The 23,277-nt window shown below is 41.9% G+C and carries 13 protein-coding genes, 1 tRNA gene and 1 pseudogene; 9 read left to right on the top strand and 6 right to left on the bottom strand.

The features are described from left to right. Positions 1–101 precede the first annotated feature (101 nt). The gene (locus U1E44_RS02955) at positions 102–1,484 is read right to left on the bottom strand and encodes an MATE family efflux transporter (protein WP_322929554.1); all 1,383 of its coding nucleotides are present in this window, start codon (positions 1,482–1,484) and stop codon (positions 102–104) included. Positions 1,485–1,709: 225 nt separating this feature from the next. Further along, positions 1,710–2,504 carry a nucleoside triphosphate pyrophosphohydrolase gene (gene mazG / locus U1E44_RS02960; RefSeq protein ID WP_322929555.1) on the bottom strand — a complete coding sequence of 265 codons (795 nt, stop codon included), beginning with the start codon at positions 2,502–2,504 and terminating at the stop codon, positions 1,710–1,712. 123 nt (positions 2,505–2,627) lie between these two features. On the opposite strand from mazG, the gene U1E44_RS02965 reads away from it, so the two are divergent. The 7 genes and pseudogenes from U1E44_RS02965 (at position 2,628) to U1E44_RS02995 (ending at position 10,539) form a co-directional block, all read left to right on the top strand. Continuing rightward, complete coding sequence (locus tag U1E44_RS02965; RefSeq protein ID WP_322929556.1) at positions 2,628–3,467, top strand: sugar phosphate isomerase/epimerase family protein; 840 nt, start codon at positions 2,628–2,630, stop codon at positions 3,465–3,467. A gap of 149 nt (positions 3,468–3,616) precedes the next feature. Then, positions 3,617–4,975, top strand: a complete 1,359-nt coding sequence (locus tag U1E44_RS02970; RefSeq protein WP_322929557.1) for an Nramp family divalent metal transporter — start codon at positions 3,617–3,619, stop codon at positions 4,973–4,975. Between the two features lie 296 nt (positions 4,976–5,271). After that, positions 5,272–6,177: an SMP-30/gluconolactonase/LRE family protein gene (locus tag U1E44_RS02975; RefSeq protein WP_322929558.1), complete on the top strand. Its 906-nt coding sequence runs from the start codon at positions 5,272–5,274 to the stop codon at positions 6,175–6,177. Positions 6,178–6,487: 310 nt separating this feature from the next. Next, positions 6,488–6,832 (top strand): BRO-N domain-containing protein, encoded by a 345-nt coding sequence (locus U1E44_RS02980; RefSeq protein ID WP_322929559.1) that lies wholly within the window; start codon positions 6,488–6,490, stop codon positions 6,830–6,832. 79 nt (positions 6,833–6,911) lie between these two features. Continuing rightward, positions 6,912–7,796 carry a pirin family protein gene (locus tag U1E44_RS02985; RefSeq protein ID WP_322929560.1) on the top strand — a complete coding sequence of 295 codons (885 nt, stop codon included), beginning with the start codon at positions 6,912–6,914 and terminating at the stop codon, positions 7,794–7,796. Position 7,797: 1 nt separating this feature from the next. Then, the gene (locus tag U1E44_RS02990; protein ID WP_322929561.1) at positions 7,798–8,292 is read left to right on the top strand and encodes a VOC family protein; all 495 of its coding nucleotides are present in this window, start codon (positions 7,798–7,800) and stop codon (positions 8,290–8,292) included. A gap of 778 nt (positions 8,293–9,070) precedes the next feature. Further along, positions 9,071–10,539: pseudogene (locus U1E44_RS02995) on the top strand (gamma-glutamyltransferase family protein). A 330-nt stretch (positions 10,540–10,869) separates the two neighbouring features. Here U1E44_RS02995 and U1E44_RS03000 read toward each other — a convergent pair. Next, positions 10,870–10,943 (bottom strand) — tRNA-Pro (locus U1E44_RS03000). A 334-nt stretch (positions 10,944–11,277) separates the two neighbouring features. Continuing rightward, positions 11,278–19,659 carry a T9SS type B sorting domain-containing protein gene (locus tag U1E44_RS03005; protein ID WP_322929562.1) on the bottom strand — a complete coding sequence of 2,794 codons (8,382 nt, stop codon included), beginning with the start codon at positions 19,657–19,659 and terminating at the stop codon, positions 11,278–11,280. Positions 19,660–19,792: 133 nt separating this feature from the next. Here U1E44_RS03005 and U1E44_RS03010 point away from each other — a divergent pair, with 133 nt between their 5' ends. Continuing rightward, on the top strand, positions 19,793–20,914 hold the full coding sequence (locus U1E44_RS03010; RefSeq protein ID WP_322929563.1) for a PQQ-dependent sugar dehydrogenase: 1,122 nt from the start codon (positions 19,793–19,795) through the stop codon (positions 20,912–20,914). Between the two features lie 235 nt (positions 20,915–21,149). Next, positions 21,150–21,554: a c-type cytochrome gene (locus U1E44_RS03015; protein ID WP_322929564.1), complete on the top strand. Its 405-nt coding sequence runs from the start codon at positions 21,150–21,152 to the stop codon at positions 21,552–21,554. 7 nt (positions 21,555–21,561) lie between these two features. On the opposite strand, the gene U1E44_RS03020 is transcribed toward U1E44_RS03015, so the two are convergent. Together U1E44_RS03020 and U1E44_RS03025 are read right to left on the bottom strand one after the other, a co-directional pair. Next, complete coding sequence (locus U1E44_RS03020; protein WP_322929565.1) at positions 21,562–22,374, bottom strand: N-acetylmuramic acid 6-phosphate etherase; 813 nt, start codon at positions 22,372–22,374, stop codon at positions 21,562–21,564. Between the two features lie 2 nt (positions 22,375–22,376). After that, positions 22,377–23,123 (bottom strand): DeoR/GlpR family DNA-binding transcription regulator, encoded by a 747-nt coding sequence (locus U1E44_RS03025; protein ID WP_322929566.1) that lies wholly within the window; start codon positions 23,121–23,123, stop codon positions 22,377–22,379. Positions 23,124–23,277 lie beyond the last annotated feature (154 nt).

The following is a 23,277-nucleotide window of genomic DNA, read 5'->3' on the forward strand; positions in this document are numbered from 1 at the left end:
AGTTTTGATCGCCCCTCGTTTGATACGCCTAAATATCAGGGCTTATTTTGAGAACTGCCATGTTGGTATTCCTGTTTTACAACGCTTACCTTATAGCTATTTTAGTGTGCTTGCAAGCGCCCATCCCTTATTAATTGCTTCGTTAAATAGGTAAACCGAATATACAACATTATTGCAGATGCAGTGAGTCCGGCCAACAATCCAATCCAAATGCCCACACTTTCTAAGGCTGTATACAGACCTAAATAGAAGCTCACAGGAAAACCGATAAGCCAATAGGCAATAAAGGTGATAAAGGTAGGAATGGCCACATCTTGCAATCCGCGAAGCGCACCCAATATGACCACTTGTAGCCCATCGGATATTTGAAAAAAGGCTGCCACCAACAATAATTGTGCTGCCATAAAGATTACCTGATTGTTATCGACCTGATTGGCCATATCACTTACATCCAAATACACCGTAGGAAGCCAATGCCTAAAAACTAAAAACAAAATTGCAAAGACAATCTCTAATAAGAAGGTTAGGTAAAAAATAGAGAATGCAATGCGTCGCAAATCTTTAAAGCGCTGCAAGCCTTTCTGATTTCCGACCCGAATCATGGCCGCTACGCCCAGACCCATGCCCACCATAAAAGTCATACTGCTTAAATTTAACGCAATTTGGTTTGCCGCTTGGGCATTTTTTCCCAACACCCCACTAAGCCAAATGGCAGCAGTAAAAATAGCCACTTCAAAGAACATTTGTAAGGCCGAAGGAAAACCCAAATCTATAATCTTGCGCAATACTTTTTTTTCGATGCGTTTAAAATTAAATCCAATAACATAGGGCTTAAATTTAGGTTTTCTTTTAAGCAAGTACCAAAGATGTCCCACCATGAATATTCGGGAAACTAATGTACCTATTGCGGCTCCCACTATGCCCAGTTGAGGAAAACCAAAAGTTCCAAAAATAAAGAGGTAATTTAGCACCACATTAATAATGTTGGCAACTATGGTGGCATACATAGGATACTTGGTTTGCGATAAGCCCTCCGAAAATTGTTTAAAGGCCTGAAATACAATCAAAGGAACCAAAGAAAAGGCTACCAGATCTAAATAGGGCATGGCTAACGCTACTACTTCGGGAGGCTGCTTCATGATATACATAAGCGGTTTGGCTAATAGAATAGCACCAAAAAGCGCAAACCCTAGCAATGTGCACAGCACCAAACCGTGCTTTAAGGCACTTTTAGCACTGCCTTGATCCTGGGCCCCATCTGCTTCGGCTACGAGCGGCGTAATTGCCGTAGAAAAACCGATCCCCAAAGACATGGCAATAAAGACAAAACTATTGCCAAGGGATACCGCAGCCAATTCCGCAGTACCTAATTGCCCCACCATAATGTTGTCTGCCAACTGTACAAAAGTATGACCCAGCATACCAAGGATGACTGGGAAAGATAGTTTAAGATTATAACGAAATTCTTTGGTGTACTGCTGCACAGCTTTTTTTTGATGGGCAAAGATACTTTCTTCATTGTACTTTAACGCGATAATCGAGATTTAAATGCTCCTACCTTTTCCTGTCCGTACTAGCCAAAGCGGACAGCAGGCCGACAAAATTCAGAATCAAAGGATCCTAATAATGGCACTTGGGCTTGCTCCTAGATTGGTTGCTCCTGATGCGACAGAGAAATGCTATGGTTCTTTACATTGCAAACCGTACGCCTACTTTTTGCCTTCTGCCGCCGATTCCTCCTTCGCTTGCTCCCAATACACATCCATCTCCGCCAAGGTCATGTCCGAGAGCTTTTTGCCGAGTTCGTTAGCTTTTTGTTCGAGGTATTGAAAGCGTTTGATGAATTTTTTATTGGTGCGCTCCAAAGCATCTTCGGGGTTGACGCCGATAAACCGGGCGTAGTTAATCATGGAAAAAAGCACATCGCCAAATTCGGCTTCTATGGTGTCTTTGTTGTTCGCTTTTAGTTCGGATTGTAGTTCGCTCAACTCTTCCACCACTTTATCTAACACCTGACTGGGTTCTTCCCAATCAAACCCTACGGCGCGTACTTTATCTTGTATCCGGCTGGCTTTTACCAAAGCCGGCAAGGATTTGGGTACACCTTCCAAGACCGATTTTTTTCCTTCTTTGAGTTTGAGCTGTTCCCAATTCGCTTTTACGGCTTCTTCATCGGCAGCATCGACATTGCCGTATATATGCGGATGCCGGTGGATGAGCTTTTCGGAAATGGCATTTGCTACATCACCAATATCAAAAGCGTTGGTTTCCGAACCTATTTTGGCATAAAAAACAATGTGCAACAACAAATCGCCCAACTCTTTTTTTATTTCCGAAAGGTCGTTATCTAAAATAGCATCGCCGAGTTCGTAGGTTTCTTCTATGGTGAGGTGCCGAAGGCTTTCAAAGGTTTGCTTTTTGTCCCACGGACATCCGGCACGCAAGTCGTCCATGATGTTTAACAATCGCTCTATTGCACCTAACTGTGCTTTTCTAGACTCCATATCAGAAATTTTTGGTAAAAATACAAAGACGCCAAGCGAACAGTACTCAAATTTTTAGACTATTTTAGAGGGTTTTATTTTTTATCCACAAAAACAACCACATACATTCTTAATAATACAGCAATGAAAACACGAAGAGAATTTTTGTTACAATCTGCTACAGTCACGGCAGGTGCCTTAGTATGGCCTTCGGTAGCGCTACCTAGTCGGCTCCCCAAAATAGAAAGATACGGCGTGCAGCTATACTCCTTTCGCCATGAGTTAGAAAAAGATGTAATAGGCACCTTAAAGCAAATTGCGTCTCTGGGCATTAAGGAGATTGAAACCGCCAAAAGTAAAAAAGGGCATTACTACGGGGTAGCACCCTCAGAAATGAAAACGATATGCAACGATTTAGGTATGAACCTTAAGAGCGGACATGTACATCTGGATGATCAATGGGAAAAAACGATGGATGAAGCTGCCGCCTCTGGCCAGGAATACCTTATCTGTTCCAGTATGCCTTCCGAAGGGCAAACCATAGATAATTATAAAAAAGTTGCCGATTCTTTTAATAAGGCCGGAGAAGACTGTAAAAAAAGAGGTATAAAATTTGGGTATCACAACCACGACTATGAGTTTGAATCCGTAAATGGAACTGTGCTTTACGATGTGCTTTTGAACCACACCGAAGCCGATTTGGTACATATGGAACTGGATCTGGGCTGGGTGGTTGTTACCGGAAATGATCCTTTCGACTACTTTAAGCGGTATCATGGTCGCTTCCCTCTTTGGCATTTAAAAGATATGGATCTGAAAAAAAAGGAAAGTACCGAATTTGGAAAAGGCGGACTAGATATTGTTGGCCTTATCCAAAACCAAAAGGCATCTGGCGTGAAGCATATTTTTATAGAACAGGAAGAATATGCCAGCAGCGCATTTGAAAGCATGGAACACAATATGGACTTTTTGAAAAATTTGTAGTTCGTTGTGGGTTGAACCTTGTTCGTTGACCGTTGATGGTTGATCGTTGATGGATTGATTACGTTCAAATACAAACTCAAATTCAAACTCAAATTCAAAAAACAAATACCAATACGAGTGCAGAAAACTGAAAATCAAAAACAATTCCAATGAGCCTTAGTGCCGACCCTTATGTGTTATCCGCCGATAAGATAAAAGAACCACCCCATTCGTTCCAGGGAAAACTTAAATTTTTGGGGCCGGGGTTTATTCTTTCGGCTTCCATAGTAGGTTCCGGGGAATTAATAGCCACCACTGCTTTGGGAGCCGAGGCCGGATTTATAACCTTTTGGGTAATCATTATAAGTTGTATTGTAAAAGTAATGGTACAACTAGAGTTTGGCAAACATACCATCCTCACCGGCGAAACCGCTATGCAGGCTTTTAATAAATTACCCGGGCCTCGTTTCGGAAAGGCAAAGTGGTCGGTATGGACTGTCTTACTGGTTATGGTTATAAAATTATTGCAGGTGGGTGGCATCGTGGGCGGTGTGGCCATCATTTTGCACATGAGTACCCCATTATTGAACGTTACGACATACTGTTTTTTGGTCGCCATAGTAGTAGCATTAATGATTTTTAGAGGCTATTACAAATTTATAGAATCGGTTTCCTTGGGACTGATTGGTTTTTTCACGCTTTTCACCATTGCTTCCTTATATTTTTTAAAATTTACCCCCTATGCCATTTCATGGGAACACATTTGGAGCGGACTACAATTCCATTTACCCAAAACCGCCTTGGCCGTCGCTTTTGGGGCATTTGGCATTACCGGAGTCGGCGGAGATGAAATTATCCACTATAACTACTGGTGTTTGGAAAAAGGATATGCCAGTTACACCGGAAAAAATGATAATTCGGAAGCATGGCGGCAACGCGCTAAAGGCTGGATTAAAGTGATGCAATTGGATGCCGTGTTTGCAATGTGCGTTTACACCGCTGTTACCGCTTGCTTTTACTTATTGGGTGCCGCTGTATTGCACACACAAGATACTGTAATGGAGGGCTACGGCATCATAGAAACACTCTCTACAATGTATACCGAATCCTTAGGTCCTAATGCTAAAACAGCCTTCTTATTGGGTGCCTTAGTAACTCTTTTCTCCACTTTATTTGCCGCTTTAGCTGCTTGGACACGACAACTCACCGATATTTTTGGACAATTGGGTTGGATTGATTTCGGTAATTTTAGTATCCGTAAACGTACCGTGGCTATTTTGGCATGGGTCATTCCTATACTTTGGGCCGTTGCCTTTGTTTTTATCCAACTACCCGTAATGATGGTCATTACCGGAGGTATTGTAGGTTCTTTTTTATTGTTTTTGGTGGTGTATGCCGCTTTTTATTTCCGATATTACCGTGTCAATCCCCATTTCAAACCGAATTTCCTATACGACCTTTTACTATGGATTAGTATTTTAAGTATTGTAGCCGTAGGTACATTGGGAATTTTTAAGTTTTTTAGCTGATGGGGTTTTGGTTGTTGGTTGGTCGTTGTTGGTTGATCGTTGTTGGTTGATCGATTGATTAGGTTGAAAAAAATACAAATGCAAATACAAATGCAAGAGTCAAGTTCAGAACGTTAAATTCTCCTAAAAGTTGAAACCAGAACCTTTTTTTGGTTGATCGTTGATGGTTGATCGATTGATTAGGTTGAAAAAAATACAAATACAAATGCAAATACAATTTGGAAATTAAAAAATAACTTGAAATTTGAAACGAGAAACTTCTGACTTTCGATATTCTGACTAATATAGACCACATTATGAAAACATCGTTCTTTTCTATTCTTACCATCAGTGCAGGCATGGGACTCTTCGTACCTTTTAGCCATGCCCAAGAAAATGCTATCATTGCCGAAGGCGCATCCGTTACTCTGGTGGCGTCCGACTATTCGTTTACCGAAGGTCCTGCGGTAGATAACGAAGGAAATATTTACTTTACAGACCAACCTAACGACCGAATTGTAAAATGGAATTGGGCCGATAATTCTGTTTCGGATTATATAACGCCTTCAGGTCGTGCCAATGGCCTTTATGTGGATCATAAGGGTAACCTTTTGGCTTGTGCCGATGAAAAAAACGAAATATGGAGCATTACACCGGACAAGAAAATCACAGTTTTACTATCTGATGTTAACGGCAAAAAACTCAATGGACCGAATGATTTATGGGTAGATCTGAAAGGTGGAATCTACTTTACCGATCCTTTTTATAAACGCAATTATTGGGATCGCACCGAAAAGGAAATTGAAAAAGAAATGGTGTATTACCTAAGTCCCGATTTAAAAACTCTTAGCGTAGTTGCAGACGATTTGGTAAGACCCAATGGCATTATAGGCAGTGCCGATGGAAAAACGCTCTATGTAGCCGATATTGGCGATAGCAAGACCTACGCCTACACCATTGCCGATGACAGCACCCTAACCCATAAAACGCTCTTTTGTGAAATGGGCTCCGACGGAATGACCTTGGATCATCAAGGCAACCTCTATGTAACCGGGAAAGGCGTAACCGTTTTTAACAAAGAGGGGCAACAAATTGCCCATATCCCCATCGCCCAAAACTGGACGGCTAATGTCACCTTCGGCGGAGCAGACCAGCAAACGCTTTTTATAACGGCCATGAATAGTGTGTATACCTTAAAAATGAATGTGAAGGGGATACGCTAATGCATCGCACTTCGTAGTTGCTGATGCGCCGGTTTCAATAACATCCAATTTTAATTAAAATCATTTCATGGCATACTACAAAACCAATATTCTTTGGTAACTTTAAATATGTAAAATCAACGGTTCATAAAGTATGTCCAATATTGATTTGATTATTGAAGAACGCGCCACCCATATTGGTAAATTTATGATCCACTAACTCCCACCTTTAAATTCATGTAGTTCGGATCTTAAGACAAAAAATTAGTTGTATCATCTACTGTGATAAAAAGTACTAAATAGGTAAAGAATTGGAAAGCCAAAACGAAGCATGAAACAGGTGCCAAAGAAAATATCCATACGCTTTTTTAACGACCGAGAGGTGCGTGCTGTTTGGGATGAAGAACATTCAAATTGGTGGTTTAGTGTGTTGGATATTGTCGGCATTTTAAACGAGGAACCGGATTACACCAAAACCCGCAACTATTGGAAATACCTGAAAGCCAAGTTTAAAAAAGAAAACAACCAACTGGTTAGTGCTACTACCCAGTTGAAATTGATTGCCCCGGATGGTAAAAAACGCTTGACCGATACCCTTCACAGTGAAGGTATTATCGAGAAGTCAAATTCCGTGAAACAATATGTGACCTCTCTATATTTAAAGACATCTCAGTAAATCATAATTATGTATAGACTATTGTACAACACCAGCCATATCTTTAACTTTAATGCCATAAACCTTCACCGTTAGATGTATGTCCAATATTGATTTGATTATTGAAGAACGCGCCACCCATATCGGAAAATTTATGGTCGGTCGGCTCCTGCCATTTCGGCAAAAAAGAATGGTGGGTCCCTTTATTTATATAGACCATATGGGACCGGTAAAACTAAATGAACGGGAAAACTTTGATGTTTTACCCCATCCGCATATTGGCCTTTCTACGCTTACTTTTTTGTTTGAAGGCAGCATTATGCACCGCGATACATTGGGCAATGAAATGGAGATACAACCCGGTGCCGTAAACTGGATGACTGCAGGAAAAGGTATTGTGCACTCCGAACGCACCCCGGAATACCTACGCCATTCGGAAAAGTTGATGCATGGTTTACAGATTTGGGTAGCGCTACCCAAACATCTGGAGCAAATGGAACCTGAGTTTTTTCACATTGGCAAAGAGGAGATTCCGACATGGACAGAGGGCGACCTCCAATACAAACTTGTTGCCGGAGAAGCGTTTGGGAAGAAATCGCCCGTACCGGTATTCAGCAAACTTTTTATGTTGGAACTAAAAAGTACTATGGAGCAAAAGGTAAACATTGGCGATGCCATTTACGGGGAATCGGGACTATACATTCTTGAAGGACACATTGAAAGTGATGGCAACACCTACCAACCAAAGCAGTTGTTGGTAACTCAGGAAGCCAGCCTGTGCGAATTTACCATTGGTCCCAACAGTACCATCTATATTTTTGGTGGAGAACCATTTCCCGAGGAACGCATCATTGACTGGAATTTTGTAGCCACCTCAAAGGAACTTATTGCGACCGCCAAAGAAAAATGGATAAACCAATCCTTTGAAAAAATTAAGGGTGAGGAGACTGAATTTATCCCCTACCCCACCCGAAATCTAAAATAATATGGAATCGTACTCGATCCCTGCTCAAACCCGAATTGGTCATGTACATCTAAAGGTGGCGGACCTGAATCGGGCCTTAGGGTTTTATCGAGACTTGCTGGGTTTTGAAGTGACCATGCTTTATGGGAATCAGGCTGCATTTATTTCAGCCGGAGGGTATCACCATCATATCGGACTCAATACTTGGAACAGCAAGGGAGCGCCCCCTGCCTCCAAATTTGGAGTGGGCTTATTTCATACGGCCATAGTCTATCCCACCCGAAAAGACCTCGCCCTGATTTTTGATAGATTGCGCAAAGCGGATTACCCTTTTACCGGTGCCAGTGACCATGGGGTATCAGAGGCTCTATATTTGGATGATCCGGATGGTAATGGGGTGGAATTGTATTGGGACCGCCCACAACATCTTTGGCCCAAGACTGAGGACGGAAGCTTGGATATGTATACGAAAGCATTGGATATAAAAGAGTTACAGAAAGAACTAGAGAAAGAGTAGACACAGTCGAAAGTCAAAAGTTTTTCGTTTCAGGTTTCTTTTTTAAGTTTTAAATTGAATTTGAGCTTGAATTTGTATTTTGAGCTTTTTCACAACAACAACCAACAATCAACTAAAAAAAATTTCTGGTTTGAAGGGTTTTCTAAACTTATAAACGCATAAACGAATTTGCAAAGTAAAAGAGCATACCCCCAATCCCGATAGCTATCGGAAGGGAGCTTGAATAAATTGCCCGCGAACAACCGATCAACGGACAACGAAAAACCAGCAACGACTAATGAACAACGAAGATTTAAAAATCCTGTTTTAATTTTCATTTTTGGCAGCTTTAAAATTGCTTACCCTATAGTGGCTTGGTTACCCTAGGAGTCTAGTGTAATGGTAGCCCATTTTTTAGTTAGGCGACTATGGTAATTTTCGTATTCTACTTTAAAAAAGTAGAAATACCCATTTTATAGGGAAATAATCACTACTTTTTACAACCTTATGGTTATATTTGAAAGTCAGTGCCTTTTGTCTTTGGCACGCTGCTACGAATACTGCTAAAAACAACGTTTCCATGAAAAGAAATTACATACTTCTTCTTGTAACACTCCTATATTCTGCCTTTCTACTAGCCCAGGATCGATATTCCGGAAAGGCGTTTGCCACCCGTTCCGAAGTCTTGGGCACAAATGGTATGGTAGCCACCAATCACCCTATTGCCACCCAAATTGGTGTTGAAATCTTAAAAAAAGGTGGTACTGCCATTGATGCTGCTATAGCCGCAAATGCCTTTATGGGGCTTGCAGACCCAGCCATGAATGGTGTAGGAGGCGATCTTTTTGCTATAGTATGGGATGCAAAAACCCAACAACTGTATGGTCTCAATGCCAGCGGGAAATCACCCAAAAATCTAAGTTTGGCTCAGCTTAAAGCTGAAGTAGAGAAAGGTAAAGGGTATTATGCCGGACCACTTTCCGTTACGACTCCGGGTTGCGTAGACGGGTGGTTTGAATTGCATAAAAAATTTGGAAAACTGGAAATGGCAAGTCTCTTACAACCTACCGTAACCTATGCGCGGGATGGTATTGCCATCACTCAGGAAATTGCAGACAACTTTAAGGCGCAGGAACCGAGAATAAAAGCCTCCGATAATCCAACTTTTAAAGCGCTATATTTTCGTGAAGATCGCTTCCCTGTATTGGGAGAAGTCTTTAAAAACCCGAATTTGGCTACTACCTTAGAAGCGATTATCAAAAAAGGACGAGATGGTTTTTATAAAGGAGATATCGCACAAAAAATAGTGGCCCATCAAAAGAAAACAGGGGGTTTTCTAAGCATGGATGATTTAAAGAACATTCCTCTGAATGGATTAAACCCATTTCAGTAAACTACAGGGGGTATGATGTTTGGGAAATGCCCCCAAATGGTCAAGGGATGTCCGTATTACAAATGCTCACTATTTTGGAACATTTTAATATATCGGAAATGGGATTTGGCAGTGCGGCACATATCCATCATTTGGTAGAAGCCAAAAAATTGGCCTATGAAGATATGCTCACGTATTACGGAGATCCGAAATTCGGTGAAATCCCCATTGAAAAATTACTTTCTAAAACCTATGCAAAAGATAGAGCAAAAGCGATAGAACCTGAAAAAGCAGGAGTATATCAGCCGGGATTGGAAAGTGGTGACCATACTATTTATTTAACCGTAGCTGATAAGTCGGGCAGCATCATTTCTCTAATTCAAAGCAACTCGGATCTTTTTGGTTCAAAAGAAGTACCTGAAGATTTGGGTTTTGCATTGCAAAATAGAGGATCTGGTTTTGTGTTGACCGATAACCATATCAATCAGTACGCCCCTGGGAAACGGCCTTTTCACACTATTATTCCTGCCTTTGTAACCAAAGACGGTGCCCCATACATTAGCTTTGAATTAATGGGTGGTGATATGCAGCCTATTGGTCATGTTCAGATCATATTGAACCTGATCGATTTTAATATGTCCCTACAAGAAGCAGGTGATGCGCCACGTATTCGACACATGGGTGCCAACATGAATAGAGGACATATTGATACTGTGGGCGACATCTATATGGAATCCGGATTTCACTATGAAACACAATCCCTACTTATGGACAAAGGTCATAATCTTCGAATGCGCAAAGGCATATATGGCGGCTATCAGGCAATTATGTTAAAGGACGGAGTGTATTATGGTGCCTCGGAGTCCCGTAAAGATGGACAGGCTGCCGGATATTAAAAAACACACCGAAGATAAGGGCGTTTAAATATTCTGAAGAGTCAGCTATCCCAATTTTATATATCTACTCCACTATTATGGTATTCATAGATTTTTTTGATAGGCTTTTCAGACGAAAGTCAAATCACATTAAATCTACATTTAATTTTCCGGTTTCCTCAGAAATTTTAACAAATAGGATAACACAACTGTTAAAATGGTTTTGTTATCCTATTTGTTGACCTATTATTTAGGATTAATTGGTTTTGTTTGCATACTATCCTAAAAAATGAAAATCCCTGAAAATCATACGATTAACAGGGATTTGGTACTCATTGATACCCTAAAAAGTCGGGGTGGCAGGATTCGAACCTGCGGCCTCCTGGTCCCAAACCAGGCGCGATACCGGGCTACGCTACACCCCGAAAAAAACAATATGACGTAGTGTAGTTTATCCCGAGCTTATCGAGGGACTACACCCAGAAAAAATCAATATGTCGTAGTGTAGTTTATCCCGAGCTTGTCGAGGGACTACACCCCGAAAAATTACGTAAGCATTACTACTGTAACCAGAATCCTTTACCGTAATACCCAGAGTACAATGCTACTTAAAACGGACTCTTGTGTTATTGTATCCTATTAGCATCCCATTTTCAGTGTGCAAATATACTATAATACTTTAGATTAATCTTATAGAAAACTAAAAGGCACAAAATACATCTGTGCCTTTCTCATGATATAAAGTGGTGTCCACTTCAATTATCTATATAAGGTAAAATGACCCACAAATTGCTGCTTGCTCTTATCATTAGCATTAACAACATACCAATAGTCTCCTGTTGGTAATTCTTTGCCATTATAAGTGCCATCCCATCCGGCCACATCATTTAGAACAGCCACTACCCTGCCGTAACGATCGTAAATTTTCACTTCGATATTGGGAAAGAAATCTCTGTTTTTGGGAGCCCAAATGTCGTTGATATTATCGCCATCGGGGGTGAAAAAATTGGGTATTTCTAGCATTCCTGTAAACTCGAAAGGTATCGTAACTGTGGCCTCGCATCCATTTAAATCGACCACTCTTATCGTAACTAAAGCATCTTCATTAGACAAAAATACATTAGTACTTCCTGTAGATACACCTTGAAAATAGTACTCGTATCCGCCAAATCCACCTGCGGCCATAGCCGTAATTTCATTGGGGCCCGTTTTTTCGGCGGTAAGTGTTAAAGGATCAAATGCATCAATCGTAAAGGTCACGAATGTAGCGCATCCATTTTCGTGATAAATATAAACTGTATGGTCCCCAGGTGCTAAATTCCCAAAAGTACGTTGGTCGGTTGCTAAGGCTATATCATCAGCATCCAAAGAAAATAGCAATCGAGGTAACAAACTACTGTCTTGCATCTGTACGGTTACAGTGCTGTTCGGGAAAATTCCCTCACAACCGTAAACCACCAATGGTGTTGCGGCCAAATCTACTCCTATTTCAATAGGAATAATTACATTGGTTTCACAACCCATGGCATCCCGTATAAAAACTACATAGGTCTCACCCCCAACTAAATTATCAATAAACAAGGAATCATTTCGTTCAAAAACCTCATCACCAACAGAATTTGGCCCAATAATTTGCGTTTCGTAATACGAAACCCCACTAATTAAATCGACAAAAGGGGTACCCCCCATTACATTAAGTGTAGCGGTACCATCGGCTGCATTAATACAGGTCTCCGGTGTGGTGTTTACCGTTGAGGCTACTAATTCATCGGGCTGTGTTACTGTGACTTGTTCTAATATAGTACATCCCAATTCATCTTGTGCAATGATCTCATAGGTACCGGGTGGTAAATCACTAAACACTATGCTGTTAGGATTGGCAGGATCGCCTTCAAAAAATTCACTCAAAGTCTCTGAGATCGAAAAACGAACTATACCGGTGCCTCCACTGACCTCGATAATAATTTGACCATCCGTATCGCCATTACAACTTACGGGTACCGACTCTAACCGTTCTAGAATTAAGGGATCTACCGGGCTAATTAATACTTCATCAGATATGGCGATACATCCCAAACTCTGGGCAAAAACCCAATAATTACCGGGACCTAAATCTCTAAATATTCCCGAGCTTTGAGAACCTCTTACAATGTCTGAAGCATTGGGTATGCGAGGTACTCCCGGCACACCACTATCTAAATCATTATTGACCAAGATATAACTGTAATTACCCACGCCACCAAACGCCTCGGAGCGTATGATTCCTGTGGCTTCTCCGGCGCATTTAATGTTGGCATCTACCAAGTCTAAGCCTACGACCAAAGGTAATGCCTTATCAAGGTTTATTTCATTGGACTGCTGTTCCGGACAGCCATTTCCGTTTTGCACATCGAACTGATAAGGACCGGGATTGGCATATACATCGGGAATGATAATTTCTACAGTGATGACATCGGTACCACCAAAAGAAACAAAGGGATCTGATGTGCCCGATCTTCGGTAAAAATACTCCATACCGGGAATGGGATTGGTAATGGTTAATTCCATTCTTCCTTCATCCCCACAACCGGGTGCCAAGGTTTCTACCAAATCGGCATCAACCGGTGCCGGATCTTGAATGAGGATTTCGTTGGTCGTAAAAGCACAATTCCAACCATCGTACACAACAATGGAATAGAGTCCTGCAGGCAGGTTAGGGAAAACGCTGGAAGTTTGTAACCCACTCGTATTTAAAATATTTCCGGAGCTATCCAATCGATTCAATTGAAATAAATATTCCTCACCATCACCATCTAAATCTTCACCACCAATAACATTAAAGGCTTCAATAATACCATCATTAGATCCTGGACAGAGTAAGGGTTGCACAATTTGGATGTCTGCACTAATAGGATCGGGTAAATCCAAGGTAATTGTATTGAATCGTATACAGCCCGCACTGTCGCCGATATTTACCCTATAATTTCCTTGAGATAAGTTGCTAAATACATTGGCTGTACCGAACGCCACCACCTCTGTATAATTTCCGGGGGTAGTTTCTATTTCTAGTTGATAGGTATACCCTCCCCATCCGCCATCGCCCGTAGCAGTAATTTCTCCACGCCCGGGCACAAAACAGGTTACAAAATCGGTCTGAACCGGTGTTACGGTGAGTTCCCTATCTGGCGATCTCACGGTGGCCACATTACTGGCCACATCGCAGAAAGGAGTATTTAACGCCTCTATGCGCGCTACTAAATTACCTGCAGGAAGCCCCGTTATAAGTTCCGGTGTATTTATAGGATTTGCCGTATCAAACGTTCCGGTTACCCCGGTCGAAGTTTCTACGCCCAGCGCATCTCTTCTAAATATTTCGTAATTGTAGACTCCCGTATAATTATTAATTTCGATACTAATTTCCCCATCGTTACCACCAAAACAGGTCACCGGCTTTACTTCGGCAATTACAGCCTCTATCACATTAAATTCGGGTACATTATAAACAGGGGTTACAAACAGACAGCCTCCGCTACTTAAATCCCGAACGGCAAAAATGTAATCTCCCGGAGTATCTAAATCCCAAACGACGCGATCAGATCCTCCTGAAAAACGCTCCGGTTGGGAACCTAACGGTAGAATTTCCACCCCATAGTTGCCCGGGCCTTGATTGATAATTATTTCCACGATTCCCGGGGTTACACCGGCTCCCGAGGCATCGCAGGTTATAGCGGTTAAGGTATTAAAACTAAAGGTCAGATCGGTAGGTGGGTTTAGTACTACCGTATCCGTAACTTCGCAGCCATTGGCATCCCGAATTGTAACTAAAATAGTCTGTGGCGATCCGGCATCAATAATTTCAAACGTATTTGCGCTTTGAAAGTTGGTGCCATCAAAAATGGCTGTACCGTCATTAATACTATAACTGTAGGGAGCCGTTCCTGTTACACTTCCTGTACCGTCGCCATTAGTATCGGCAAACACCGTAATGGTGGTAGTATTAAACACATTGGAAGCGGTATTACAGCTAAAAGGTGGTGCGCTTAGGTTGATTAAAAGAGCGGATGGCTCGCCAATAATAGCCCCTACCCGTGGCGAAGGACATCCTCGGCTAGATACCACTTCCACTTCGTATGTGCCTTGGGTTAATCCGTCAAAAATAGCATCGGCCTGACTCACGACCAACACGTTGGCACTGTCATACAAATTGTAGACAAAAGGACCATCTGTAGCGGTGGTGGGATCCAATTCTACTATGATACTTCCGTCCGCATTCCCAAAACATGATATGCTTTCAACTATCAAATTATCTATAATCGGTTGATCTACGGCACTGATGACCACGGTAGCCACATCCTCGCACAAGGGTGATGTATTTGATGAAAGATCTGTCACAGTAATGGTAAAATTTCCGGGACCAAGGCCTGTAAAAATGGCATTATTGGTTTGGGTAACTGTGGTTGTTCCATCGTCTAACACATATTCAAAATTGCCACTACCTCCCGAGGTTGTTATTGTAATGCTACCATCCAAATTATTACAAGACGGTTGCGCAGAAGCACTTGCCGTAATAGAAAAGAAATCGAATACTTCTGCGAGAATAGTATTGGTACACCCATTGCCATCCCTCACGGTTATCGTATACATTCCCGGATTGGTCACTAGAAAATTGGGGCTGTTTTGAAATCCATTACCAATGTCATATTGAAAATTATCTTCAGGTAACGTTGAACCCACAACCGATAAAGGCGATGTAACAAAGACATTAAAATTGGTTACCGCAATACATTGATTCACCACGTTTACGGTAGGATTAGGAACACCTGCATCCATATTAATGGCCACATTGGGGAGCATTGAGTTACACCCCTGACTATCTCGTAGGTAGATATCGTAGTTCCCCGGTATTAAATCATAAATGGTAGTCGCAGTGTAGGCACCCAATCCCGGTGCTGCACTCAGATTAGGCACAACGGCAAAAGTGTAGCCCGGTGTACCGCCAACCCCGCGAACTACTAATTGCCCATTGGGATTATTACAATTGGCATTGGTATTGCTATCTATAACTACAGAAGGGATATCCTGAACTATAGAAACCAAATCACTTGCTTGGCAACTTGTTGAAGAATCTTGTACAATAATTTGATAATTCCCGGGAGCCAGGCCTGTAATATCAGGAAATGCGCCTGTATTCGGTAGGATTACGGGACCAAAAACAATAGCCCCGGTGTCTGTATCGGTTACGGTAACACTCACATTAGGCCCGGTAAATCCTCCTAAGGTATAGCCTATGACACCATTCCCGGAAACATCGCAAGAGGCACCAGTTGCCATTGCAGTTACAACCAAAGGATTGGGCCCGGGTACGGGTCCTATTTCTTCAATATACCTACACCCCAAATCATCTACAACTTCCACAAAATAGGTAACTCCGGGCACTACTTGTCCGGTAAAATCATGACGGGTTGGCGTTACATTGGGCGCCACCAGAGGATTGCCAACCAAACCAATTTGAAAAGGACCGGTTCCTCCTACAATGTCCACAATAAAAGGAAATACGGAAGTACAATCCGGAGGCGTGGTGGGTGCCACCGGAACTACGTCTATCGTGTTCTGCGATATCACCACTACATCGGTATCCTCGCAACCTGCATTATCATTGGTTATTACCGTATAGGAACCTTGCGGTAAACTAGAAAAGGTAGCCGTAGTGCTGGGTGTAGGTCCCACAGTACCCACCGTATTGCCACTGGCATCTAAAAGTGTATAGGTATACGGAGGCAAGCCGTCGGATATACCGGTAACATCAATGGAACCGTTGGCACTGCCCGCTGCACAAACAGCATCATTGGCTACTACCGTAGCATCTACACCGGGGGCGGGTGGGCCAACCGTAAATGGTACCGCTACAAAACAAAGCCTGCTATCCCGAACATAATACGTGTAGTTTCCAGGTGCCAAATTGGCGTAGACTGCTTGATTGGTATATGTGGAACCATCCGTACTATATTGATAGGGAGGAATACCTACAGTAGCATCCGGAACAAGCGTAACAATGCCGGTATTGGGATCGCCACATCGTGGCGCAGTTACCGATGCAGTAGCAACTATGGATTCTAACGGGCTAATTACTACCTCATTGGTTTCTACAATACACCCCAAATTATCGGTTACCCTAAATCGATAAGCTCCTGACGCAGCTGTGCTGAATACAAATGAAGTGCCGGCAATAGCCACAGAAGCACCATAGGCACCCCCATTAAAACTAACAGCGTAGTCGGCATAGGGCGTATTCCCATTAGCTATATCGACTCTAATTTCAGCATCGATGCCGCCACAGGCCAATTCTCTTTGTATGCTCGCTGTGGTGGTGGTTTGTGGCCGTATGGTTCTGGTAATAGCGGCGCGGCAATCATTACTATCTCTTACTTCTATGGTGTAGGTAGCGGGATTAAGACTGCCAAATGTAGCACTACCTCCCCAAGGACCGCCGTTTATTCTATATAGATACGGCCCTGCTCCGCCAGAAGCCAACACAGTGAGCGTGGCGGCATTAAAACTATCAAAGCATAAATCGGAAGCAGCATCCAAAGTTAAGCTTGGTGCGCTAATCGGAGTTAAGGTAAAATTAGAAGATACAGCACATCCTTCGCTATCGGTAACAGTAATGGTATAATTTCCGGCTGCTGTTAATCCAGTAAAATTAGGGTTACTACGCGGTCCTATGGGCGATCCCGATGGTCTGCTAAGGGTATATTGATAACTGCCCCAGCCACCAGACGCATTGGCATTCACCGCTCCCCTATTATTGTTCTGACAATTCATGTCCGTAACCACAGGCGTTAAGGCAAGCGGGGTTGAGGGTTCGGCAATGGTCAATGTGGCCGTATCGGTACAATTGGTTTGGTCATCGGTTACCGAAATCACATAACTTCCGGCAGCTAATGTATTTAAATTGATGAGATTAGCGGTTTGCCCTGTTACCACAGGTCCAGAATCAATTTGATAACGATAAGTACTGGCAAAGCCATCTACTATAAATCGGCCTTGTCCATCACTGTCTCCAACGCAGGTTACATTAGATATAAGCTGACTCGCAACTCGTATAGAACTGATGCTGGTAATTGCAAAACTCTCTGTATAATTACACCCATTAGTATCAGTAACTCTAAAGGTATAACTTCCCAATCCTAATCCCGTAAAGACATTGCTTCCGCCGTTATTTACTGAAATTGGCGCAATAATTTGATAAGAATTAATACTGCTGCCGCCGGTAACTGCCAAAGAAACCGATGCCGTCCCTGTGACGCAATCGATACTGGACACGGTAAAATTGATGTCGGTTGGTTTATTTAAAGGAGCAAATACAATATTTGGAAGGGTTTCTACACAACCGTTGGCATCCCGTATCTGCGGTGTATAAGTACCTGTTGAAAGGTTATTAAACACTGTAGTCCCGGGCAAAAATCCGGAACCGATACTATATGCGTAAGGCCCTACGCCACCGCTTATCCCAGAGAACGTAATTTGCCCCCCGGTTTCATTGGCACATGATGGGTTTTGTGTGGCAGTAGCCGTTCCTGTAATAGACGACGGAGTACTTATAGTACGCACAACGGCCGAGGTAGTACATACAAAGGTGTCCTGTTGGTACTGAATAACGACATTATAAGTGCCCGGTGCTAAATTGGAAAATACATTACTATTTTGAAAAGATGTACCGTTATTATTACTGTATTGTAAGTTATAACCGTTGCTATTCGTTACATTTACCGTGATACTTCCGTTATTAGCGCCTCCGCAATTGGCATCTTGAGCAACTACATTAAAAACCGGTGGTGGAATGTCTTGTACCTCCACAGCTGCAGTTTTGGTACACCCTTGCGCATCGCGTATTACTAGATTATAGGTACCAGGAGTCGTAACCGCAAAGATCGTTGAGCCAGGAAAGTTAGAACTAAAGGTGGCTCCTCCGTTAAGGCTGTATTGGTAGGGAGCGGTACCTCCACTGGCATTTAGGGTTACATTTACTGATGTAGCCCCACAACCAAAACTATCTGTGGCAAAAGCAGTGGCCTCTAATGGAATCAATCCGGCACCAATGGTAATCGGATTACCGGAAATTGTGTTTATGGTTTCCGAACAACTGCTTCCGGCAGTAACCTGTATGGTATAGGTTCCCGGACCTACGTTGTTAAACGTGTGACTATTAGAACTATTCGGTCCAAAAGTATTTATGGTAGTGCCATTACGAATTAATCGGTAGCTGTAAAACCCAGGTACATTGTCTATGTTGACAGAAATACTTCCAAAATCTCCACTACAGGTAATATCTACCATAGACACATCTACCGTCATATCTATTTCGGTAATGTTTACCACTTCCGATGGAAATATACAAGCACTTGCAGGGGCGTTTTTTAAACGTGAAAACACTTGATAACTTCCGGGGCTGGTGATCGTAAAATAAGGTAAATCTTGATAGGGCCCGGCGGCTGAGTTTAAACTGTACTCATACCCCGAAGGGACATTGGTTACTTCTACCCTGCCGGGATTTCCACAAATAATATTAGTGGTTGCCACTTGTGGGTTAAGTGGGTTAGAACTTACTCGAAAGTAAAAAAATGACCCGGAATCTACCCGAACCCTGTACTCTCCTGCAACTGTACTACTGGAGGCGTTAAGCGCAAAGGTAGCACCGGTGCCTACAGTGGCCCAATCGCCATTGCATGCACTGTTAAAAACCGGACAAGTATCTGTGCCCACAAAAGCACATCCGGCACCCAATTTTTGCCAGGTATAGCTGCTACCAGATTGACTTAAGGTTAGGGTTCTGTTATCGCCAGTACCACAAAGAAAAAATTTGGCCAAGGTACTTCCGTCAATGGAACATGTTACTTGTTCATTGGCTCCGTTAATTATGGTTACAAAATAAGGCGCAGTGGCTGCGGATAAGGTGCTATTATCATGGGAAGAGGCATCAATCTTTATCTCAGTTTCCGATTTTTCATGCGAATAGGCCGGACGAACCACAGAAGAAATACCCTCAGAAACGTCAATAAAAAGTTTATTTAGCTTTGGAATCGGTAGAGCGGACGCACCCAAAACGGAAAGTACCATCAATAAAAGGGCATATAAAAGATGCCTTGGTTTACGTGGGAGCATAGGTTAAGTTAATTTTTTAAAGAATACTAGGATTTGGGATCTTTATATTCTTGGTGTAATTATTTAAACTTATAATTTCTTGTTATCTTTAGGCGCTAATACCTAATTAATTATTATTTATTAACGTTCTATTATGAGACATCGTATATTTCTAGTAACCTTTTTTATTTTTCTTTATAATTCTGCTTGCGCTCAACAAGCTGAAAATAAAGTAAATGAACCCAAAGAAGCTGTTTTTACACCAGAATTAGTACTGGGAGATCTCCAAATTCCGTGGAGTATGACCTTCTTGCCGGACGGTAGTATGCTGGTTACTGAAAAGGCCGGAATTTTAATACATTTTAAAGACGGTATTCGTACTGAAATTAAAAATGTACCGGAAGTTTACAATAGGGGCCAAGGTGGATTATTAGATATAACCTTACATCCGAACTACCAATCTAATGGTTGGATTTATATGTCCTATGCCTCTGCTGATGGAGATGACAAAGGGGGCAACACTGCTATTATACGAACCAAATTGAAAGACAATGCCCTTGTTGACACCCAATTGCTTTACAAAGCAACACCCAATACTACTAAAGGGCAGCACTTTGGATCACGCTTTGCTTTTGATAATGAAGGGTATCTTTATTTTTCTATAGGCGACAGAGGCGATAGGGACGTGAATCCACAAGATGTTACCCGAGATGGGGGGAAAATATATCGTCTTAATGATGATGGTAGCATCCCTACAGATAATCCTTTTGTGGATCAGAGTGATGCAAAAAAAGCAATTTACAGTTATGGGCACAGAAACCCCCAAGGATTGGTAAAACATCCGGAAACGGGAAAAATATGGGATCATGAACATGGCCCTAGAGGTGGCGATGAGCTTAATGTAATCCAAAAAGGTGTCAATTACGGTTGGCCTGTAATCACCTATGGCATCAATTACAGCGGTACGCCCATCACCGACAAAACCGCCATGGACGGGCTGGAACAGCCTATACATTATTGGCTTCCGTCTATAGCACCGAGTGGTATCACATTTGTAACTTCTGATAAGTATCCTACATGGAAGGGTAATCTATTGGTAGGATCACTTGCTTTTCAGTATTTGGAACGATTGGAATTGGATGGTGAAAAAGTGACCTACAGAGAAAAACTATTACCCGATATGGGTAGGATTCGCGATGTGAGACAGGCTCCGGATGGCTTCATTTATGTGGCGGTTGAAGGCAAAGGCATTTATAAATTGTTGCCCAACAACTAGGTTTAAAAGCACAAAATAGTAGCCATTTTTTATATTAAGCCGGCTCATCTCAGGTTTTACCTGCTTTAAAACCTCAATAGATATGTGGGTAATGCACAGCTTTATTCTGGTAATCTAAAGACATGTGGAATTGAATAAAATATCTATTAGTCCCATAATTTAGCTATGCCTTCGAAAATTTTAACAACCGGACAAAATTAGTTCCTTTGGTTAATTTGTATGTAACGTATTAAAAATGAAACTTCTATTTATCATTTATGTGCTGGGCGTTTTTATCTTAACCGGCGTTTTATTTCAAGATAATGCATTAAAGGAAAGCATGAAAAGGGGCAGCGAGATTTATGCCGATTTTTGCATTAACTGCCACTTGGCGCAAGGAGAAGGTGTACCCAATGTGTTTCCGCCATTAGCCAATTCGGATTATTTGCAAAACAATCGCTTTGAAAGCATTGCCGGTGTTAAATACGGTCAGCGTGGCGAAATTGTCGTAAATGGTGTCACCTACAACAATATTATGATGCCCATGGGTTTAGACGACACCGAAGTAGCAGATGTCATGAACTTTATTCTTAATTCTTGGGGGAATTCCAGTGAAGGTCTGGTAACTCCCGAAGAGGTAGCCAAAATACAACCAAAATAATACTAAACTATTTATACGCTTCCATAGCTCCTTTTACGGAACCATATTTCGTTAGCAACGCTTCGGCCTCGTTGTAGTCTATTTTCAACTCTTCTACCAAAAACCGAGTGCCCCTGTCCACTAACTTTAAATTACTCAACTGCATATTCACCATCTTATTACCCTGCACCCGACCAATTTTAATCATTAAGGCTGTAGAAATCATGTTCAAAACAAGTTTTTGAGAGGTACCACTTTTCATACGGGTACTGCCTGTAACAAATTCCGGCCCTACATTTACCGCTATAGCAATTTCGACTTCTTTTGTGAGTGGCGATCCGGGATTATTAGTGACGCATGCCGTAAGCAATCCTGCTGACTTAGCCATTTGCACACCTCCTATTACATAAGGCGTGGTTCCCGATGCAGCAATACCCACTATGGTATCGTGCTGATTTACACCAAATGCCTGCAAATCCTTCCAAGCTTGTTCCGTATCGTCTTCTGCATGCTCAACAGATTTTCGTATAGCCTTATCCCCACCAGCCATAAGCCCAATAACGCGGTCGTGGGGCATGCCGTAGGTAGGCGGAATTTCGGAAGCATCTAAAATTCCTAATCTGCCACTTGTCCCCGCTCCTATATAAAAAAGACGCCCTCCCTGCGCAAACCGTAGTGCCAATCCATCAACAAGTTTCGCAATTTGCGGTATTACCACGCTTACCGCCTGTGCTACTTTTTTATCCTCTTCATTTATTCCACACAAAATGGAATTGGTATCCATCGTTTCTAAATTTGTGTAGTGAGAAGGTAATTCTGTAATTTTAATGTATTCTGACATTTTTATAAAAGATGTATTTGTTGGTTTCTAAATGGTTTGAGTAATGTATCCTCAGGATCTAACTCCGTAATAAGGGTATGTATTTCATTTAGCTCACAGGTTTTGTACCGATGTTGCGAATTTAATTTTTCTGAAATGCACAAAAGTATGGCTTTTTTCGACGCTTTTATAACTGCTTTTTTAAGCTGAACAATATCCCAGTCAAATTCCGTAAGACCGTAATTTGCATCTACATATCCTGTACCTATAAAGGAATAATCAACCTTTATTTCAGAAAGATGCTGAACGGCCTTGGCTCCTGTAGCAATTTGCGCTTCTTTAGAAATTACCCCGCCCAAAAAAATAACCTCTACATTGGGTTTAGATAGTAGCGCCATAGCAACGGGCAAACTCAATGTAAAGCAGGTAAGTTTTAACTTTATTGGTATTAAACGTGCCAACTCCAAACACGTGGTGCCACCATCTATTAAAATAACACCGCCATCTTTTAAAAGTGCAACGGCCTTTTCTGCAATTTGCGTCTTTTGGGGTAAGGCATAAATATGATGACCGGGACTGTAATTGGTGAAACTAAGCGAGATAGCGCCGCCGTGAACCTTTTTTAGCTTATTCTCCTCATCTAATTCCTTTACATCGCGACGGGCAGTATCTATAGACACCCCCAATATTTCCGCTATATCTGTGAGCAATACTCTATTGTGTAGTTCTACCTCGTTTAAAATAGTTTGATGTCTTTCCTCCTTAAGCATGCAGATTCGGCTTCATGTTGTACTTTTAAAAAAAACAAAGATAATAAAATTTTTGAATTGCTGTTTTTTACCGTTTTAATTTTAAATAAATGTTAATATTGCATAAAATTGCAAAAATACTAGCACAAAACAGCAACATATCGCTTTTTTTTAT

The organism is Aurantibrevibacter litoralis (genome assembly GCF_034651555.1).
GTDB classification, from domain to species: domain Bacteria; phylum Bacteroidota; class Bacteroidia; order Flavobacteriales; family Flavobacteriaceae; genus Aurantibrevibacter; species Aurantibrevibacter litoralis.

What these genes read in the sequence shown, in the direction of transcription:
- U1E44_RS02970 (WP_322929557.1), top strand. Translation starts at nt 3,617, where the DNA reads ATGAGCCTTAGTGCCGACCCTTATGTGTTATCCGCCGATAAGATAAAA.
- U1E44_RS02980 (WP_322929559.1), top strand. Translation starts at nt 6,488, where the DNA reads ATGAAACAGGTGCCAAAGAAAATATCCATACGCTTTTTTAACGACCGA.
- U1E44_RS03020 (WP_322929565.1), bottom strand. Translation starts at nt 22,374, where the DNA reads ATGTCAGAATACATTAAAATTACAGAATTACCTTCTCACTACACAAAT.
- U1E44_RS03015 (WP_322929564.1), top strand. Translation starts at nt 21,150, where the DNA reads ATGAAACTTCTATTTATCATTTATGTGCTGGGCGTTTTTATCTTAACC.
- U1E44_RS02975 (WP_322929558.1), top strand. Translation starts at nt 5,272, where the DNA reads ATGAAAACATCGTTCTTTTCTATTCTTACCATCAGTGCAGGCATGGGA.
- U1E44_RS02985 (WP_322929560.1), top strand. Translation starts at nt 6,912, where the DNA reads ATGTCCAATATTGATTTGATTATTGAAGAACGCGCCACCCATATCGGA.
- mazG (WP_322929555.1), bottom strand. Translation starts at nt 2,504, where the DNA reads ATGGAGTCTAGAAAAGCACAGTTAGGTGCAATAGAGCGATTGTTAAAC.
- U1E44_RS02965 (WP_322929556.1), top strand. Translation starts at nt 2,628, where the DNA reads ATGAAAACACGAAGAGAATTTTTGTTACAATCTGCTACAGTCACGGCA.
- U1E44_RS02990 (WP_322929561.1), top strand. Translation starts at nt 7,798, where the DNA reads ATGGAATCGTACTCGATCCCTGCTCAAACCCGAATTGGTCATGTACAT.
- U1E44_RS03010 (WP_322929563.1), top strand. Translation starts at nt 19,793, where the DNA reads ATGAGACATCGTATATTTCTAGTAACCTTTTTTATTTTTCTTTATAAT.
- U1E44_RS03025 (WP_322929566.1), bottom strand. Translation starts at nt 23,123, where the DNA reads ATGCTTAAGGAGGAAAGACATCAAACTATTTTAAACGAGGTAGAACTA.
- U1E44_RS03005 (WP_322929562.1), bottom strand. Translation starts at nt 19,659, where the DNA reads ATGCTCCCACGTAAACCAAGGCATCTTTTATATGCCCTTTTATTGATG.